The sequence below is a fragment of the Holdemania filiformis genome (assembly GCF_003459085.1).
Classification (GTDB): Bacteria; Bacillota_I; Bacilli_A; order Erysipelotrichales; family Erysipelotrichaceae; genus Holdemania; species Holdemania filiformis.
This window is the reverse complement of record NZ_QRUP01000003.1, coordinates 83,161-99,904: the sequence shown is the minus strand read 5'-3', so window position 1 is coordinate 99,904 and position 16,744 is coordinate 83,161. Positions and strand designations below refer to the sequence as shown.

Below are 16,744 nucleotides of genomic sequence, written 5' to 3'. Positions count from 1 at the left end.
CGTTTTGAAACGAAAGGGGAATCAATTTTATGGCGGTGGTGAAGAACCGGCTGTTATTAATGCTTTATCTGCTGGATAACAGCGATCAGCCGCTGCAGGCCAGGCAGCTGGCGGCGATGGCCGGCGTCAGCGAACGCACGGTGAAAAATGATATGACGGAGCTGCGCGAGCTGGCGCAGGCTAGCGGCGTTGAAATTCTGACCCGTAAAGGCAAGGGCTATTTGCTTCAGGTTCTGGATCCTGCGGTGTACGATCCGGTCCGTGAACAGCTTCAGATCCGTTTCAGCACGATGAACTACACCAAAAGTGAAATTGTCGGCCGCACCAATGACATCGTCCGCCGGCTGATCGTCGCGCCCCGCTATCTGACCTTCGACGCGATTTCCGACCAGCTGTTCTTGTCGCGGCGCACGCTGCAGGCACAGCTGCGGGAAGTCCGCCAATGTCTGGAAGCGTTCGGGCTGACGCTGCAGTCCCGGCCGAAGTACGGCGTCAAGGTCACCGGCGAGGAATTTCAACGCCGGCTGTGCATGCTTGAACTGTATGAGATCCATTATTATAAAGCGGTTTCGTTTTTGAATTACGATGAATACGTGCAGTATTTTGACGTGGATGAGGAGGAACGCAACGAGATCCGGCATATTTTCCTGCGCGTGCTGCGGGAGAGCGGGATCGCGATCAGCGACACCTACACCAACCGCATTGCCTGGTATCTGGTGCTGGCGCGCAACCGCATCAAGGCTGGATTTGCCGTAACGAGGAACGAAGCGAAGATGACCTATGTGCGCACCTTCGATGAGGCACGGATCGCGGCGGACATCATCGCCGCGCTGCAGGATGTTTACCCGGGCTTTGAGCTGCCTGAGGAGGAGGTGCTGGCGATCGCGGAGATCCTGCTCTGCTGGAACGATCCGATCGATCATCCGCAGCTGCCCCAGCGGTATCCCGGCTGTTATCAGCTGGCCTGCGAGCTGGCGGGGAAGATCGCGCAAGGCTTGAAAACAAGCTGGGGCGTGGATCTCGCGGCGCTGCCGGATTACGGCCGCGTGATGATCCCGGGCCTGATCCCGCTGTTGTTCTGCGATTCGCTCAACTTCCGCTATTCCATCCTCGGCTCGCATGTCGACAACAACGGCATCCGCTACTCTCCCGTTTGCGAAGCACTGGCGGTCAGCGCCGCGCAGATTCTGGAAAGTCATCTGTCCGTGCCGATCACCGATATGGAGGTCAACATGCTTGCGGTGCGCTTTTTCACGCTGATCGACACCGTGCCTTATCCGTATAAGAAACGCCGCGTTCTGATCTGCAGCCGCAACGGCCGGATGGCCTCGGAGATTATCCGCAGCCGCCTGCTGCGCCGGTTCCGGAAGCGCTGGTTTGAAACGGTCGACATTTATGAATTCTATGAGGTGCGAGGGCTCGATCAAAGTCAATATGACTGCCTGCTGCTGAACTTTCCATCTTATAGTTACCGCTATACCATTCCCTACATGGTGATCAACCAGATCCCGGAAGCGCGTGAATTCAATCAGTTTTTCAATACGGTAATCATGGACGGCTATCAGCTGCAGCCGCTGCTCGATCAGTTCGGCTGGGATGCCGCCAGCTTTTATCCGGAATTTGAATATGACGGCAAGGAAGCCTTCATCCATCTGATCAGCTACAAAAACGGCCGCGATTACTACGCCGTGCAGAAAATGGAGGAAGAACTGACGCGGGTGCGCGATTTCCGCGTGGTGCACCAGACCGTGATCATCGTCCAGAGCCGCCAGTACACCCGCCGCAACAGCTTTGAGATCTATCGGTTAAGCAAACCGGGCGTGTGGGAAAAGAAAGAGATCCGGTATCTGATTTACATCACCGCCGATTTCGCCGCGGGTTTGCAAAGCTTACGGTTTCTCGATCAGGCCGCGCACCAGCTGGCGGTCGATCAGGAAAACATCGAAGCTTTGTTGGAAAAACAGGATTTAAGTCTGTTGATCGACGCGGTGAAGCGCTGTCTGCAGGCCGGCGGCGGGATGTTTGAAGTGTAAAAAATAAAAACGGCGCAAAAAATTACCTCTGACTAAGGGCAAATGATGAACATTGCCCTTTTTTTGTCCTGTTTTTCCATGAGGTAATTCATTCTGAAAGCGCTTATAATCCAATTGTAAAGATAAACGCGCGCTTATCTTCGCAGCGGAATGTCAGGCTTGGCTCGCTTGGAATCCGCTGCTCTGCAGTTCATACGTCCGGGGACAGGCCAACCGTTCTTTCCCGGAAAAGAGGAGGAGTTCCATGATCAAAATGTTCCGGATCGACGAGCGGCTGATTCACGGCCAGATCGCGATCAAATGGTCGCGGCACACCGGCGTCGATCACATCGTCGTCGGCAACGATGCCGCCGCCAACAGTCCGATTATTCAGAAAAGCTTGAAAATGGCCGCGCCGGCCGGCATCAAAACCGCGATCCGCGGCGTGGACGACGCGATCGCTCTGTTGAACGACCCGCGCTGCGAGAGTATGAAAATCCTGATGCTGGTCAACAGTCCCGAGGATGCCGAGCGCGTTGTCGCGGCTGTCAGCGGCATCCCGTACATCAACATCGGCAACTACGGCCGGATCGCTCCGGAAAAACCGGGCATGCCGCGCAAGCGTTATGGCAACAACATCTATTGCGACGAGGTGGAAGTGGAGAGCTTCAAGCATCTGATCGCGACCGGCTTGAAATGTATCTATCAGACGACTCCGGAGGAGCCGGCCGAGGATATTACCAACCTGTTTAAATAAGAGGAGGAAAAAAGGATGATTCAAAGTGCGTTATTAGTCATGCTTGCATGGCTGATCGTCAACGGCGTCGACCGCGTGATGTCGTGGCAGACCTTCGCCCGTCCGATCGTGACGGCGGCGATTACCGGCTTGGTTTTAGGCGATCTGACGACCGGCGTAGTCATGGGGGCTTCGCTGGAAGCGATTTTCATGGGGATTTCCGCAATCGGCGGTTCGGTGCCGGCGGATGCGTGTTCGGCTTCGATCATTGCCGTAGCGATGACGATTCTGACCGGCGTTGATACGGAAACCGGCCTGGCGCTGGCGATGCCGATCGGCACGCTGATGGCAACCGTCGGGGAAATGTATAAACCGGTGCTGGCTTCCTTAGCACCGTATTGGGAACATCTGGCGGGAACCGGCAACATGAAGAGCTTCCGCATTCAGACCATTTTGTGCGGTTTGTTCGTCGACCGTCTGCCGCAGACGATCATTCTGTTTCTGGCCGTCGCCTTTGGGGTCGAGGGCTTGCAGAGCGTGATCGGCAACCTGCCGGCGTGGGTCATGAGCGGCCTGTCGGCGGCATCGGGCATGATGACGGGCGTCGGCTTCGCCATTCTGACGTCGATGATCTGGGACAAGGAAATCGGCGGGTTCTTCTTCGTCGGCTTCGTTCTGTCAAAATATCTGGGCTTAGGCCAGCTGCCGATCGCGATCATCATGGCGGTCGTCGCGATTATGTACTTCTACAACGATAAAAAGCTGCTGGACGCCAAGACGGCCAACGCCGCTGCGGCCAGCGCGAACGGGAATAACGAGGAGGATTTCTTCTAATGGCGAAAATGGAATTGTCCACACAGGAAAAGAAAACGCTGAAATCCATGTTCTGGAATTCCGGACTGGTGTTCTGCGGCTTCAATATGGTTAAGATGGAAGGCAACGCCTTCACCTGCACGATGGCTCCGGCGATCGAGGAGCTTTACAGCGATCCGGAAGAGCGCAAGCAGGCGCTGGTCCGGCATAATAACTTCTTCAACACTCACGCCGTTCTGTTCAGCTTCATCGCCGGTCTGGCCTATGCGCTGGAACGGGAAAAGGTGACCAAGGGCAGCGTTGACGACGATACGATTGAAAACATCAAGGTCGCGCTGATGGGGCCGACCGCCGGGATCGGCGACGCGTTCTTCTTCAACTGCGTGCGCGTCATCGCCGCGGGTATCGGCATCGGCTTATGCGCCGAAGGCAATCTGCTGGGTGTGCTGATCTTCGTGCTGCTTTACGGCGGTTCGCAGGTCGTCGCGCGTTGGTATCTGTTGAAAATCGGCTATACGATGGGCACTTCGTTCATCGACTCGATCTTCTCCTCCGGGTTAATGACGTCGCTGACTAAATCGGCGGCCATCCTGGGCTTAAGCATGGTCGGCGCAATGGTCGCTTCGATGGTGAACGTCAAGCTGGCCTGGACGATTCAGGTCGGTCAGACCTCGGTTGTCGTCCTCGACGTCGTCAACTCGATCATGCCGGGGATCCTGTCAGTCGCGCTGGTCTTCGGCCTGGTTGCGTTAATTAAAAAGGGCGTACGTCCGGTGACGCTGGTTCTGGGAATTCTCGTTCTCAGCGTAGCGCTGGCGTTCTTCGGAATCTTCTAAGGAAAGAAGGAAGGGCTGCCAGCGCAGCCCTTTGTGTTTTCTTCTTCCATTTAATCAAAGCTTGATAAAAAATAAATCATAATAAAGGAGACATAATGAAAACCATCTTAAAAAGCGAACGTATCCTCTGGAACGGACAGTGGCAGTCCGGCGCAATGATCATCGAAGCAGGCAAGCTTACCGGCTTCACGCAGGATCCGCAGCTTCTGGCCGAAGCGGTGGATTACGGCAGTCAGCGGATTATCCCGGGCATCTTCGACACCCACAATCACGGCACGCACGGCTACGGCTTATCCGGACAGGTCAGCGCGGATCCGCAGGTGCAGAAACCGATCGTCCGGCATTATCTGAAGGCTTTGGGTTCCCAGGGTGTCACCAGCATTTTCCCAACCTGCGCAGTTTCCATGATCCGCAGCGTCAGCGAAGTGGCGGACGAGGACAACGAAGGCGCGGACATCGTCGGTATCCACAGCGAAGGTCCATGGCTGAACCGGGTCGGGGAGAAAGGAATCCGCACCGGCTGGCCGGAGGTATCGCTGGCCACGGCGAAGCAGATGGTCGCCGACGGTCAGGGCAAATTGAAGCTGGTCGCGCTGGCTCCGGAAATTCCGGGCATCGATCCGATCATCGACTATTTCCTGTCCGAGGGCGTGACGCTGGCCTACGCTCACAGCGACTGCACGTATAACGAAGCGATGGCGGCGTATGCCCGGGGTCTCAGCGTCGCGACGCATACCGGCAACGTCATGACCGGGCTGCATCATCGTGATATCGGCGGTCTGGGCGCAGCCTTAAATAATGAGAACGTCGAGTGTGAAGTCATCTGCGACGGGCTGCATATCAGTCTGGAAATGCTGAAGCTGTACTTCAAGCTGAAGGATCCGTCGCGGTTTATGATGATCTCCGATTGTTCCGGCATGGCCGGAGCGCCGATTGGGCAGTACAAGGGCTGGCATCCGGGCATGATCATTTCGATTACGCCGGAGGGCTTCTGTCTGAGCGATACCGGCCGGCTATGCGGCAGCTCCAAGCCGGTGCTTTACGGCATCGGCAACCTGGTGGAAAAGCTGGGCATGCCGATGAGCATGGTCAGCCGCATGGCTTCGCTCAACCCGGCGAAGAAGTATGGACTGGCTGACCGCAAGGGATCACTGGAGGTTGGCAAGGACGCTGACTGCGTCGTCATCACCGACGATTACCAGGCAGTGGCCACGTATGTGCGCGGCCGCAAGGTGTATGACTGCCAGACTGATACCGATCTGTTTAACCCGGAATTCTACCGCGAGATGCGGATTGAGGAAAACGCATGAGGACCGTACTGCGTTCGCGCCGGATCGTCACGGAGCAGGGCATCGTTGACGGTGTCATCGAGATTGAAGACGGTAAGATCGTGCGGATCGGCCCGGCGGCGGGGCCGGCAGATCTTGATTTTAAAGATCAGCGGATTATCCCGGGCATCATTGACATTCATAACCACGGCTTCGGCGGCTGGTCGATGACCGATCCGGCGAAGGAGAAAGACGTGAAGGGGTTTGCCAAGGCCGTCGCGTCGGTCGGGGTGACCGGCGTGCTGCCGACCGCCAAGGAAGAAGCGTTTGAAGCCATCGCCGACTGTACCGGACAGCCGCTGGACGGCGCGCGGATTTACGGCGTGCATTCTGAAGGCCCGTTCTGGGCGCGCGGCGGCGAGAATACGGTTGGTGAGGATTATCCGCTGCCGGACGTCGCGGAAGCCCGGCGCTTGATCGACAAGGCCAAAGGAAAGATGGTCATGATGGCGATCGCGCCGGAGCTGCCGAAGGCCTACGACGTCATCCGCCTGCTTCATCAAGAGGGAATTCTGGTCGCGTCCGCGCATACGAAAGCCTATGCCGAGGATATTCGCAAAGCAATGGACGAGGTCGGCCTGGATATCGTCACGCACCTGGGCAACGGGATGCGCGGCATCCATCACCGCAACGTCGGGGCGCTGGGCCAGTATTTGTTGGAAGACAATCTGCGCTACGAGCTGATCACCGACCTGAATCATGTCTGCAAGGAAATGATTCAGATCTGCCTGCGGATGCAGCCGGTCGAGAAGTTCTGCCTGATTTCGGATTCCAATTATATCGCCGGTCTGCCGACGGGACATTACATGCGCTATAACAAAGAGATGATCGCCGATGAAAAGGGATTGATTCTTGATCTGCACGGCCGGATCTGCGGCAGTGGCAAGTGGGTGCTGTATAATATCGGACAGCTGGTTAACATCGTCGGCGTATCGCTGGAGGACGCGGTGCAGATGGCGTCGCTCAATCCTGCCCGCTTCCTGAAGATCGATCAGGTCACAGGCTCGCTGGCGGAGGGCAAGAACGCCGATCTGGCGGTCATCAGCGACGACTATGAATGCGTGCTGACGATGGTCGAAGGCCGGATTGTTTATGACCGTGAAAAGGACACTTCGGTGTTCAATCTGGAAGCGATGAAGCGCAAGATCGCTTAAACGGGGATGACGCGTATGAAACGTTGTCTTGTGAAGGCTGACGATTACGGGTTTACCGAAGCGATCAGTCTGGGAATTTTAAAAGCGTACCGCGAAGGGATTGTACGCAGTACCGGCGTGATGGTCAACATGCCGGCGGCGCCGGCCGCTTTGGGCTGGCTGCGCGAAGCCGAGGGCTTATGCCTGGGGCTGCATATCAACATCGTCGTCGGAAAGCCGGCTGCCGATCCGGTATTGATTCCGGACCTGATCGACGAGCAGGGCGTTTTCCACAGCTCTAAAATGTACCGGGCAGAACTGGCCGCGGGCCGGGATCCAATTCCCGATCTGGATCAGGCGGTCGCGGAGGTGGAGGCGCAGATCCGCAGGTTTATCGCGCTGACGGGCCGCCGTCCGGAATATCTGGAAGGTCACGCAGTCCGTTCACCGCATCTGCTGGAAGCGATGGCGCTGTTGGCAAAGCGGTACGATCTGCCGCATCTGTCTTACCTGGAAAACTGCGATCATCGGCTGACGGAACGGCCGCAGCGGGCCGCTTCAATCTATCCGTTTCATGATCAGGGAGTAGCGCCGGCGGCGTATTTTACCGAAGATCTCGGCGGGATCGCGGAGCTGCCGCTGTCGCTGGTGACGCTGCATCCCGGCTATCTTGACCGTGAAATTTACCGGATGTCCTCGTTTACCGACGTGCGGATCAAAGATCTGGAAGCGGCGACGGCCCCGGAAGTGAAGGCCTGGTTTGCGGAAAAGGATATCGCGCTGATTTCTTTCCGCGATATCACCCGATATTAAGAAGAAAACGGCTTCGCAGGGAGCCGTTTTCTTATGACGGGAGATTGCAGGACTTAGGAGACAGAGGGAGGCGCAGGATCGGGGGTGGAGATTCCCGATGAACCAAGGGATCAGAGCGAAGAACGCCGTGCCCTTATTCGCGGAAGAGCGCGGCAATTTCAGGTCGGATTTGTCTATGCTTCATCCCGTCACCCGCCAGTTCATCTAATGAAACATCCAAAGAGTCGGCAATGCTTTTGATTTTTGGAAATCCAAGCTTGGTGCGGGCATTTTCCGCATTGCTGAGATGCTGGATGGATAGGCCGACCACCTCAGCCAGCTGTTCCTGGGTCAGCTTCCGGTACTTGCGGAGAATCCGGATACGTCGGCCTAAGAGAACATAATTGACATCATTCATAACTATTCACTTCCTTCGCGAATATTGTAGCGGGAATTGAACAAAAAGGTAATAAACTGGATGAATAAATTCCGCTTTTCTATTCGATTTTTTTCTTCTTTTCTCCATTTTTATGTTACTTTTTTAAAACATTACAATCTGCGGTTTAATTGGACTGTCAAATAGATGGTCTGTTGATTTAAAACAACTGTGTAATTTTATAAATGCAATAATTATTTTTCTAATTTGTATTGAAAAATCCTTTTGTTAAAATAAAGGTAAAAATTAATTGAATTAATTGTTGGAAAATGGATAAAGTGTGATCCACATGAATATCATGAAAAATAAAGAAATCAGGAAATTAATTGAATAAAGAATTGTAGAGAGAATATGAAAATTAAAACGGATGTTTTTAGACAAAAAAAGCCCGTCGGATCGCGGACGGGCTAACGGGGGATTTAAAACAGCTGAAAGGCATCAGAGGCGTGGAACTGCAGGGTGGCAGTCCGGCCGTTCAGGTCTGCTCCATCCTGCTTCAGCTGACAGACCAGGGCATACAGCGAGCTGAGTCCGATCAGCTGCCGGAACAGATCGTTGTCAAATTCCTCACTGCCAAACCCCGCGTAGACCGCTTCCTTCATCCAGGCGTAGGCGGTTAGCTGGAAAAGTGTGACGGGAATCGTCTGATTTTTGCAATACAGCGTCAGCTGTTCGTCGACGATCAATTCAGAAAAGGCGTTTTCCGCGCAGATTTCCGGCAGAAAGAACCGGAACAGCTCGGCCAGGGAGGCGTCGTTGAGATCTTTACTCAGGATTTCCACATAGCGTCCCAGCTTCTCAGCCGTGTCGCAGGCCTGAAACAGCCGCATTGCTTTGGCAGTCGCTTCCGTGATCTGATCCTTGGTATAAGGGAAAACGGCAGAATGCTCAGGATCCTGTTCTAAAATAAAGATTTGCTTGCGGGAAACAAACTGTGTATTGTCCCACTTTTCCACAATCCGGGCCAGCGCTTCGCTTAAAAACCGGCAGACAACGTCGTTGACGCGGCATTCCGCCGTGACGCTGCCGTCGGCCTGACGCGCGCCATAGATCTTGATGAACGTGATCTTCCGGCTGCCGAGCACCCGCGGCAGCTGGCTTTTCAAGGCATTCCAGAAATCCAGCCGGTGATCACCGGACAGCGGCTGCCCCATGCCGACGATTTCACTCTGGATGCAGTTCCATTTCCGTTCTTTCCCGCCGAACTCGCTGGTCAGCTGCAGGACGGATTCTCCCCGCATCAGGGTAATCACCGCTGCCATCATGCCGAACAAAAAGCTGGCGGCCGCCGCGCCGATCGCCTGATCCGGATCCTGTCCCGCTCCCGCGCAGCATTCCACGACCGGTTCATCAAACCGCGGGCATTCGATCGTAAACGTACAGACGGCCATAACCCGCTCGTCCAGGGCATCGACGCGGGCGGATACCCGCAGATCCCAGCGTTCAAATACAAGCTGTCCGTTCTGGATCTCGTTGTTCTCCATCGTCTTGCAGACAGTGCTCAGCTGCTGAAGCAGGCGGGCGTTTTCTCTTTCAAATGATTGATTTTTCATGAATTCACTCCTCAACCTTTTTATTGTAGCGCCCCAACTGGAATTTCCGCAAGGAAAAACCGGGTTTTCTTGAAGTTGGCGGGAATTATTTTTATAATTAAAAAAGAACTTGCAGGACAGGATCCAGATCCCGGCGGATCCAAAGGGGTAAAACGAAGAGAAAACAGCGGGATCAGCGCGAAGGAGGAGCGGGATGGAAAAAACGTGGTGGAAGGAAGCGGTCGGCTATCAGATTCTGCCGAAGACGTTTTATGACAGCAATCATGACGGGATCGGCGATCTGTGCGGCATCATCGCCAAGCTGGATTATCTAAAGGCATTGGGCGTGACGTTGTTGTGGATTGGTCCGTTTTACGCGTCGCCGATGGATGATAACGGCTATGACGTCAGCGATTTTCTGGACGTCAACCCGATGTTCGGAACCCTGGCGGACGTGCGGGAGCTGATCACTCAGGCGCACCGGCGGGGTCTGCGGATTATTCTGGACCTGATTTTAAACCACACCTCGGACGAACATCCGTGGTTTATTGAGGCCCGCGCGCATCCGGACAGCCCGGAACATGCTTTCTATATTTGGAAAGATCCGCGCTATGACGCCGCAGGACGTCCTCAGCCGCCAACCAACTGGGCGAGTTTCTTCGCTGATTCCGCCTGGGCCTATGACGAGCAGGCAGGCCAGTATTACATGAAGATCTTTTCACGGAAAATGCCGGATCTGAACTGGGCGAATCCGATCCTGCGGCAGCGCATGGAGGCGGTCGCGCGGCAATGGCTGGACATGGGAATCGACGGTTTCCGCGTCGACGCAGTAGCGCATTTAGCCCGCGATCCTGAATTTCAGGACAGCGAACTGCCGGTGAACGCGCAGGGGCTGGCTGCGGACTGGTCGAAGTTCTCCAATCTGCCGGCGTTGTTCGATTACCTGCGGGAGTTTAAGCAGACGGTTTTGGCGGGCCGGGACTGTCTGACAATCGGCGAGGTCGGCGGCGGTGCGAGTCCGCAGATGGCGCTGAATTACGCCGACAAGGAAACCGGAGCCTTCAACATGGTGTTTACGTTTGATCACTGCTGGTGCAACGGTTTGGAAGGCAAGGAAATCATCACCGAGGCGGACCGGCACGTCGACGTCCGCCAGCTGAAACAGGTGTTCGCGCGCTGGTACGACGGGCTGGGGGAACGGGCCTGGCCGGCGGTTTACTGGATGAATCACGACCTGCCGCGGGTAGTCAGCCAGTACGGCGATCCGATCCGCTATCACCGCGAGTCGGCTTCGATGCTGGAAGCGGCGCTGTTGTTGATGAAGGGGACGCCGTTTCTTTACAACGGCGAGGAGATCGGCATGACTAACGTCGATTATTCAAGTCTGGAGGATTTCCACGACGTGTGGGTCGCCAATTACGTAATAGAAGCCCGCTCCCGGTTGAGCGAGGAACAGATCCTGGAATATGAACGGCGAACCTCGCGGGTCAACGCGCGCACGCCGATGCAGTGGAGCGCGGAGGCGTATGCCGGGTTTTCCACGGTCGAACCCGCGGAGAAAGTGATCGGCAATTATCAGGAAATCAACGTCGCCGCCCAGCAGGCCGATCCCTATTCTGTGCTGAATCTGACGCGGCGGTTAATCCAGCTGCGCTTAAGCGAGGTGGGCAAGCGGCTGTTTGTGTACGGCGGGATGGAGTGGATTGAGCCGGAGCATCCGGATTTGTTTATGTACCGCCGGTTCACCGCCACGGAAGAAGCCTGGGTTGTGTGCAACTTCCGCGGGGAAACAATTCCGTTTTCCTTGCCGGAGGAGCGGGGCGAATGCGTCTTTGATAATTATTCCGATCCCGGTTTTGCCGGGGCGCTGCGGCCGTATGAAGCGCGGGTCTGGCTGCGGCGGGAGGATTCCTGATGAACAACATGTTGGAACTAACCGCAATCTCCAAGCAGTATCCCGGCGGCGTGCAGGCGGTGGATCAGGTCAGCCTGACGCTGAAAGCCGGTGAGCTGGGCGTGCTGGTCGGACCTTCCGGCTGCGGGAAAACGACGACGCTGCGGATGATCGCGGGTTTGGAAAAGCCGGATCAGGGAACAATCCGGATCCGGGGGCAGGCGGTTGACGGACAGCGTCCGCAGGATCGGGATGCGGCGATGATGTTTCAATCCAGCGCGTTGTTTCCGTGGCTGAGCGTCGCGGAGAATCTGGCGTTCGGCCTGGCGAAGAAGAACCTTGACCGCCGCACTCACCGCTCGCAGATCGAAGCGATCGCCCGGCAGCTGCAGCTGGAAGATTTGCTTGAGCGCAAGGCCCGCACGCTTTCCGGCGGCCAGCGGCAGCGGGTTGCGCTGGGCCGGGCGCTGCTTAAGGAAGCGGCGGTGCTGTTGATGGACGAGCCGCTCAGCTCATTGGACCGGCAGCTGCGCTTACAGCTGCAGGATGAAATTCTGCGGTTATGCCGGCAGCGCGGACAGACGACGCTGTTGGTGACGCATGATCAAAGCGAGGCGCTGAACCTCGCGGACCGGCTAGTCGTGATGAATCAGGGCCGGATCGAACAGAACGATATCCCGCAGCGGATCGTCGCTCAGCCCGCCACGCTGTTTGCGGCGCAGTTTATCGGCGAGCGTCCGATCAATCTGTGGACAGTCCGCAGCGCTGCTCCTCAATCGATCTTTCAGCCTTCGCAAATAGTCTGGCCGGACGGCGCGGACACTGTGGTGATCGGCGTGCGTCCCCAACAGCTGCGGGCCAGGAGGCTGAACTCTGCTTCGGGGTCTGAGGAAGCAGCGCTGATGGGGGAAGTGGTGATCGAACGATTCCACTGGACCGGGGCACAGCGCTTTGGTTCGGGCAGGCTGGGCGGAAGTCCGGTGGAGTTCAGTCTGCCGGAAGGCGTGAACAGTCAGATCGGCGACCGGGTCGTTCTGAGCGCGGACGCGTCTGCGCTGCACTTTTTTGATCCGGAAACCGGACGGCGGTTATCGTGTACGGCCATTCCTGTTTCAGAGTGAAGCTCACTTTGACCTGAATGAAGCGCAGTGATGAAAAAATGAAAAAAACGAGTCTTCCCGTAAAGAGAGGACTCGTTTTCTACAACGTGAGTTGGATGATCAGGCTTTTAGACGGTAGCGCCCGGCGGGATCCAGTTCGATCAGATCCTGTTCCAACAACTGCTGCAGGAGCGTTTCGGTTTGGTCTTTTGTCAGTTTGAGCTGGGTCTCAAGCTGATCCGCGGAGATCTCAATCTTTGTCGTGATCAGATCCAGCACGCGCTGCTGCAGCGTCTGACGTTTCTGAATCTTGCGGGAAACCGGCAGCCGGAACAACACTTCGCCGCGCTGAGGCTCAGCGGTCAGCTCGGGCGCGGACCAGCCTTTCTGCTTCCAGATCGCTTCGATCCGCAAAAGTCCGGTTCCGCGGCCGTCCGCCGCTTTGATTAAATGAAACATCTGATAGAGAACGGGGTTGGCCGGCAGAGCCCGGCGGTTCAGCTGACCGCGGTTGACGACCTGAACCTCCTGCGGATTGGCGCGGATTTCAATCTGCGGATGATCCTGATAGTCGGCATGCGCCAGCGCGTTGACTAACGCTTCGTTGATCGCCCAGGCGACCTCCTGCGGGTGTTGACTTTGCAGCTGCCGGCGGGCGGAAAAATAAAAGTCGCAGGCATTTTCTTCACGCCGGTCAGTTTCCAGATGATTGCTTAGCTCAAGACCGGGAAAAACGCGGGTCAAGGCTTCTTCCCGGCCGAACATCAACAAGCCGGCTGAGGTTGGATGCAGACTGCCGTCCATTGCGAAATAAACCGCATTGATCTGAAGCAGAAAGCTTAACTCAGCTATCGCATTCCAGACCGAACCGGGATTCGCCCGCAGGAAGCTTTGACGGTAGGCGTGAATGGAAGCCGGTTTGAGATCGTCCAGCGTGGCGGAAATAACCGGCGCCCCATCCGGCAGCTCCCGGAACCGGTTTCGCATCATGATCTGAACCTCGCTGATCTGACACCGGTAATCGCCTTCCCCACCTCGCCGGTAGGTTCCGGAAAAGGGCGACGAGCCCAGAAACACCGGTTTCTGACAAGCCAGCGCGCGCGGGACTTCGATCAGGACAATCGGATGATTCTGGGCGGTGACAATCTGAACCTGATCACGCTGAAGCAAATTGACGCTGACCAGCTCTGGGTTGGCGGCAATCTGCCAGAACTGGTCGCACAGCGTTTGCGGATCCGGCAGCGGCACGGCCTGAAAATGTTTGTCCGCCGTTTCGATCACGCCCAAAAGCAGCACTCCGCCGACGGTGTTGGCGAAAGCGGAATATGTTTCCCACAGACTGTGCGGCAGTCCGCCCTGTGCCCGTTTCGCTTCCAGCCGGTTGTTTTCCTGATACCGGGCCAGCTGTGCCAGTTCAATCATGAACGATCCCGCCTTTCTTTTCTATCTTTACTGTAGTCTATTCCCGGGCGGATTTCCAGTATTCCTTTTATTTTTGCATTCCCGCAAAGATCGAACGTTCCATCGGCGGATCTTCCGAACCGGTAAGGAAGACCATGCCAAGAAAACAGCTGAATAAAGAAAAAAACGGCCGGGAGAGCGGCGCTTTTGCCCGCGTTTCCAGCCGTTTACCTGCCTAGTTTATATTCCTTAGTTTTCCCGGTCGTCATCCGCCGGCGGATCCGGGATGTATTCCATGATATCCTCAACCCGGCAGCCCAGCGCCTGACATAAGAGATCCACCGTCGTCGTTTTAACAACGGCGTTCTTTTTCATTCGGACAAACTGGGATTTACTGATGCCGTAAACCTTGGTCAGCTTGTAACAGGACACACCTCTTTCGGCTAATGTTTTCCACAATCTGTCGTAAATGATCATCGTCGGAACACCCCTTCGCACCTTTGCATTTTATCGTGAAAGCGATATAATTTATAGGTATCATATAAGACACCCATCTTATAATCTGAACAAGGGTGCTGGCTGATATTCAAAAAAAGAAAGCAGCAGGGAAGAAAATACCGTAAGAGGCAGGGACAAACTGAAATAAGGATGGAAGCGTGATGGAAACTGTGATAAAATTAACTCAAAAGAACTATATCACAGGAAACGCTGGAAAGCCATCCGGTTGTTTCGTTCTGATAATCAAAGAGGATAAACAATGACGCAAAAAGAAAAAAAGACGATGCCGGTCAAGCTTGCTCAAGAGCTGAATTCCCGGCAATGCGCAGATTTGGTGAAAGCACTGGATGAAATCAGTGATTTGAATTTATTGAATTACGTTTTGGCTGACATCCGGAGGAAGCGGCAGCTTCTGATCCGGAAAAGCGCCTGGCTCAAGCGGAGAAACCGGCCGGAAGCGGCGGAGTTTGCGGAGCTGACAAGCCGTTTGGAGAGGGTCGAAAAGATATTGGAAGTAAAAGCCGGTCAACAGGAAAAGAATGCGGCAGCGAGGGCGATTTGCCTGAAATTCAAGCAGCGGTGCGATGAAAAAGGAATTCGCTTTGACGATCTCTGCAGCCGCTCTTATTTCAGCCCGGAGGATTTCAGCATGATCGAACAGGGCGTTTATTCGTTGCTTGACACCCTCGATATCGAACATCTGATTGAACTGGCAGGCTTAAGCTCGCTGGCAGAGCTGATGCGGGAATAAAACATTCTGGAAAGCCTTGCGGATCAGACCTGACTTTTCTGTGAAAGACGGCGAAGGTTTACCCACTTTGCCGGACGCTGAATAAAAAAATCTGTTAAAATAAAAATAAGGAATTTCTCAGCAATGACCGGTTCAAAGCAGAAAAAATCATAAAATCGGGAACATCAGAGCCGGTACTCAAGAAGTAAGAAAAAACGTTGAAGATGATTGTCATGACTTAAAGAATAACATTGGAATGGAAGACAAGGATCATGTTGAAAAAATTTTGGGAATGGATCCGGCGTTTATTCGCCGCACCGCCGGAGAAAACAGATCAAGCGTTATCAACAGAGAAACGCCGGGCCTGGTTTGAACAATGCGAACCGGGTTTTTTGGTCTGGGCGCGGATGCCGCTGCCGGAAGAGGAACTGGCAAAGGTGGAGCCGGCACATCAGATCCGTCCCTATCTGATTCTGGCGAAGACGGAAACCGAGCTGACCGCGAAGGCTTGTTCGTCCAGTCCGTATTCCGGGCTGCGGGAATATCAGACGGTGACGCTGGCCAAGGATCATCCGCTGACGAAACAAACTTATATCGACTTAAAGCATAATGTGACGCTGAACGCTGACTTGCTGCAAAGTAAACCGATTCCCGTGGAATGGCTGGATCTGCGCCGGATTCAGAAGCATCTTGTATTGATTTCTCAGCTGGATCATATTTATCATCCCTATCTTTCCGTGGGGCTGCTTTGGGAAAAGGGGGATATCCTGGAAATCGATCACACGCTCTGGTATATGCAGGAGTTTATTCCCGGAAGACTGCGGTTAATCCGGCTTTATCACCAATACCGCGCATACATGGAGGATGCGGGATGGAATCTGTTTTTCTGCGGTCACCGCGGTTATTTCGCCGACTTTGCCCATCCGGTTGTCTTCCAGGGGAAAACGCGGCTGGAATTAGTCCAGCGCGCCGCCGATCATGAAATCGCGTATGTGGATTATTGCGTGGAACAGGGGAAGGCGTTGGCGTTTAAATGGGTGCCGGGTTACATCGTGAAGCGGGAGGATGAAACGTATATCGTTCTGTCCAGGTTAGAACGCGGCTGGTTCTGCCTGGAATGGCACCGAGGGCGGAAGAAGTGGCGGACACGGTGTGTCCGGGATTTCAACGGGATGGAGTGCGTGGGAAAAGTCCGCCGGCTGAAACTGCGGACGTTGATCGCGTCGTTGATGAATTTGGGAATCTTATTGTTGGAAGAACTGGATCCGGATCTCGTTGACTATCTGGGCGGACAGGAACTGGATTGGGAAACGTTAAGACGGGAAGCAGGGACGCAGGTGCTGATCAAAGGGATCAACCGGGCCGCCGCATGAATCTTTTTCATTAAAGACTGATCCAGGAAATCTGGCTTCAATCCGGTTTGAAGATGTATAGGCATTCGTCAGAATATGAAGTTAAAAAGAAAAATCCGTTTCTTGCCCAATCTACATTGGGAAAAGGAAC

Annotated in this window: 15 protein-coding genes; 11 read left to right on the top strand and 4 right to left on the bottom strand. The window is 54.9% G+C overall.

Annotated features, from left to right (window positions below; translation table 11 throughout):
- Positions 1–29: 29 nt before the first annotated feature.
- The 7 genes from DWY25_RS03785 (at position 30) to DWY25_RS03755 (ending at position 7,671) form a co-directional block, all read left to right on the top strand.
- On the top strand, positions 30–2,033 hold the full coding sequence (locus DWY25_RS03785; protein ID WP_117893865.1) for a BglG family transcription antiterminator: 2,004 nt from the start codon (positions 30–32) through the stop codon (positions 2,031–2,033).
- 244 nt (positions 2,034–2,277) lie between these two features.
- On the top strand, positions 2,278–2,769 hold the full coding sequence (locus tag DWY25_RS03780; protein WP_006057500.1) for a PTS sugar transporter subunit IIB: 492 nt from the start codon (positions 2,278–2,280) through the stop codon (positions 2,767–2,769).
- A 15-nt stretch (positions 2,770–2,784) separates the two neighbouring features.
- The gene (locus DWY25_RS03775) at positions 2,785–3,582 is read left to right on the top strand and encodes a PTS mannose/fructose/sorbose/N-acetylgalactosamine transporter subunit IIC (RefSeq protein ID WP_072685619.1); all 798 of its coding nucleotides are present in this window, start codon (positions 2,785–2,787) and stop codon (positions 3,580–3,582) included.
- The gene (locus DWY25_RS03770) at positions 3,582–4,397 is read left to right on the top strand and encodes a PTS system mannose/fructose/sorbose family transporter subunit IID (protein ID WP_117893862.1); all 816 of its coding nucleotides are present in this window, start codon (positions 3,582–3,584) and stop codon (positions 4,395–4,397) included. Before DWY25_RS03775 ends, DWY25_RS03770 begins: the two co-directional genes overlap by 1 nt.
- Positions 4,398–4,492: 95 nt before the next feature.
- Complete coding sequence (locus DWY25_RS03765) at positions 4,493–5,707, top strand: N-acetylglucosamine-6-phosphate deacetylase (protein ID WP_117893859.1); 1,215 nt, start codon at positions 4,493–4,495, stop codon at positions 5,705–5,707.
- A complete protein-coding gene (locus DWY25_RS03760) occupies positions 5,704–6,879 on the top strand; it encodes an N-acetylglucosamine-6-phosphate deacetylase (RefSeq protein WP_117893856.1) in 1,176 nt (391 codons plus the stop codon). The genes DWY25_RS03765 and DWY25_RS03760 overlap by 4 nt, the downstream gene beginning before the upstream one ends.
- A 15-nt stretch (positions 6,880–6,894) precedes the next feature.
- Positions 6,895–7,671, top strand: coding sequence for a ChbG/HpnK family deacetylase (locus DWY25_RS03755; RefSeq protein WP_181981677.1), 777 nt, complete (start codon positions 6,895–6,897; stop codon positions 7,669–7,671).
- Positions 7,672–7,804: 133 nt separating this feature from the next.
- Here the strand turns inward: DWY25_RS03755 and DWY25_RS03750 are convergent, their stop codons facing one another.
- Both DWY25_RS03750 and DWY25_RS03745 read right to left on the bottom strand, forming a co-directional pair.
- Positions 7,805–8,068, bottom strand: coding sequence for a helix-turn-helix domain-containing protein (locus DWY25_RS03750; protein WP_117893850.1), 264 nt, complete (start codon positions 8,066–8,068; stop codon positions 7,805–7,807).
- Positions 8,069–8,505: 437 nt separating this feature from the next.
- A complete protein-coding gene (locus tag DWY25_RS03745) occupies positions 8,506–9,639 on the bottom strand; it encodes a DUF6348 family protein (RefSeq protein ID WP_117893846.1) in 1,134 nt (377 codons plus the stop codon).
- 193 nt (positions 9,640–9,832) lie between these two features.
- Here DWY25_RS03745 and DWY25_RS03740 point away from each other — a divergent pair, with 193 nt between their 5' ends.
- Positions 9,833–11,533, top strand: coding sequence for an alpha-glucosidase (locus DWY25_RS03740; protein WP_117893844.1), 1,701 nt, complete (start codon positions 9,833–9,835; stop codon positions 11,531–11,533).
- Complete coding sequence (locus tag DWY25_RS03735) at positions 11,533–12,633, top strand: ABC transporter ATP-binding protein (RefSeq protein ID WP_117893841.1); 1,101 nt, start codon at positions 11,533–11,535, stop codon at positions 12,631–12,633. Before DWY25_RS03740 ends, DWY25_RS03735 begins: the two co-directional genes overlap by 1 nt.
- Before the next feature lie 99 nt (positions 12,634–12,732).
- On the opposite strand, the gene DWY25_RS03730 is transcribed toward DWY25_RS03735, so the two are convergent.
- A complete protein-coding gene (locus tag DWY25_RS03730; protein WP_117893838.1) occupies positions 12,733–14,034 on the bottom strand; it encodes a putative DNA binding domain-containing protein in 1,302 nt (433 codons plus the stop codon).
- 228 nt (positions 14,035–14,262) lie between these two features.
- Entirely contained in the window at positions 14,263–14,490 is a 228-nt protein-coding gene (locus DWY25_RS03725; RefSeq protein WP_117893836.1) for a helix-turn-helix domain-containing protein, read from the bottom strand.
- Between the two features lie 280 nt (positions 14,491–14,770).
- Here DWY25_RS03725 and DWY25_RS03720 point away from each other — a divergent pair, with 280 nt between their 5' ends.
- Together DWY25_RS03720 and DWY25_RS03715 are read left to right on the top strand one after the other, a co-directional pair.
- On the top strand, positions 14,771–15,262 hold the full coding sequence (locus DWY25_RS03720; RefSeq protein ID WP_117893833.1) for a hypothetical protein: 492 nt from the start codon (positions 14,771–14,773) through the stop codon (positions 15,260–15,262).
- Between the two features lie 251 nt (positions 15,263–15,513).
- Positions 15,514–16,614, top strand: a complete 1,101-nt coding sequence (locus DWY25_RS03715; RefSeq protein WP_117893830.1) for a hypothetical protein — start codon at positions 15,514–15,516, stop codon at positions 16,612–16,614.
- The last annotated feature ends 130 nt before the right edge of the window (positions 16,615–16,744 follow it).

Bases quoted from the DNA above. Each gene is read 5' to 3' on its own strand.
- DWY25_RS03745 (WP_117893846.1), bottom strand. From the start codon at position 9,639: ATGAAAAATCAATCATTTGAAAGAGAAAACGCCCGCCTGCTTCAGCAG.
- DWY25_RS03755 (WP_181981677.1), top strand. From the start codon at position 6,895: ATGAAACGTTGTCTTGTGAAGGCTGACGATTACGGGTTTACCGAAGCG.
- DWY25_RS03720 (WP_117893833.1), top strand. From the start codon at position 14,771: ATGACGCAAAAAGAAAAAAAGACGATGCCGGTCAAGCTTGCTCAAGAG.
- DWY25_RS03725 (WP_117893836.1), bottom strand. From the start codon at position 14,490: ATGATCATTTACGACAGATTGTGGAAAACATTAGCCGAAAGAGGTGTG.
- DWY25_RS03740 (WP_117893844.1), top strand. From the start codon at position 9,833: ATGGAAAAAACGTGGTGGAAGGAAGCGGTCGGCTATCAGATTCTGCCG.
- DWY25_RS03785 (WP_117893865.1), top strand. From the start codon at position 30: ATGGCGGTGGTGAAGAACCGGCTGTTATTAATGCTTTATCTGCTGGAT.
- DWY25_RS03730 (WP_117893838.1), bottom strand. From the start codon at position 14,034: ATGATTGAACTGGCACAGCTGGCCCGGTATCAGGAAAACAACCGGCTG.
- DWY25_RS03775 (WP_072685619.1), top strand. From the start codon at position 2,785: ATGATTCAAAGTGCGTTATTAGTCATGCTTGCATGGCTGATCGTCAAC.
- DWY25_RS03750 (WP_117893850.1), bottom strand. From the start codon at position 8,068: ATGAATGATGTCAATTATGTTCTCTTAGGCCGACGTATCCGGATTCTC.
- DWY25_RS03715 (WP_117893830.1), top strand. From the start codon at position 15,514: ATGTTGAAAAAATTTTGGGAATGGATCCGGCGTTTATTCGCCGCACCG.
- DWY25_RS03760 (WP_117893856.1), top strand. From the start codon at position 5,704: ATGAGGACCGTACTGCGTTCGCGCCGGATCGTCACGGAGCAGGGCATC.
- DWY25_RS03765 (WP_117893859.1), top strand. From the start codon at position 4,493: ATGAAAACCATCTTAAAAAGCGAACGTATCCTCTGGAACGGACAGTGG.
- DWY25_RS03770 (WP_117893862.1), top strand. From the start codon at position 3,582: ATGGCGAAAATGGAATTGTCCACACAGGAAAAGAAAACGCTGAAATCC.
- DWY25_RS03735 (WP_117893841.1), top strand. From the start codon at position 11,533: ATGAACAACATGTTGGAACTAACCGCAATCTCCAAGCAGTATCCCGGC.
- DWY25_RS03780 (WP_006057500.1), top strand. From the start codon at position 2,278: ATGATCAAAATGTTCCGGATCGACGAGCGGCTGATTCACGGCCAGATC.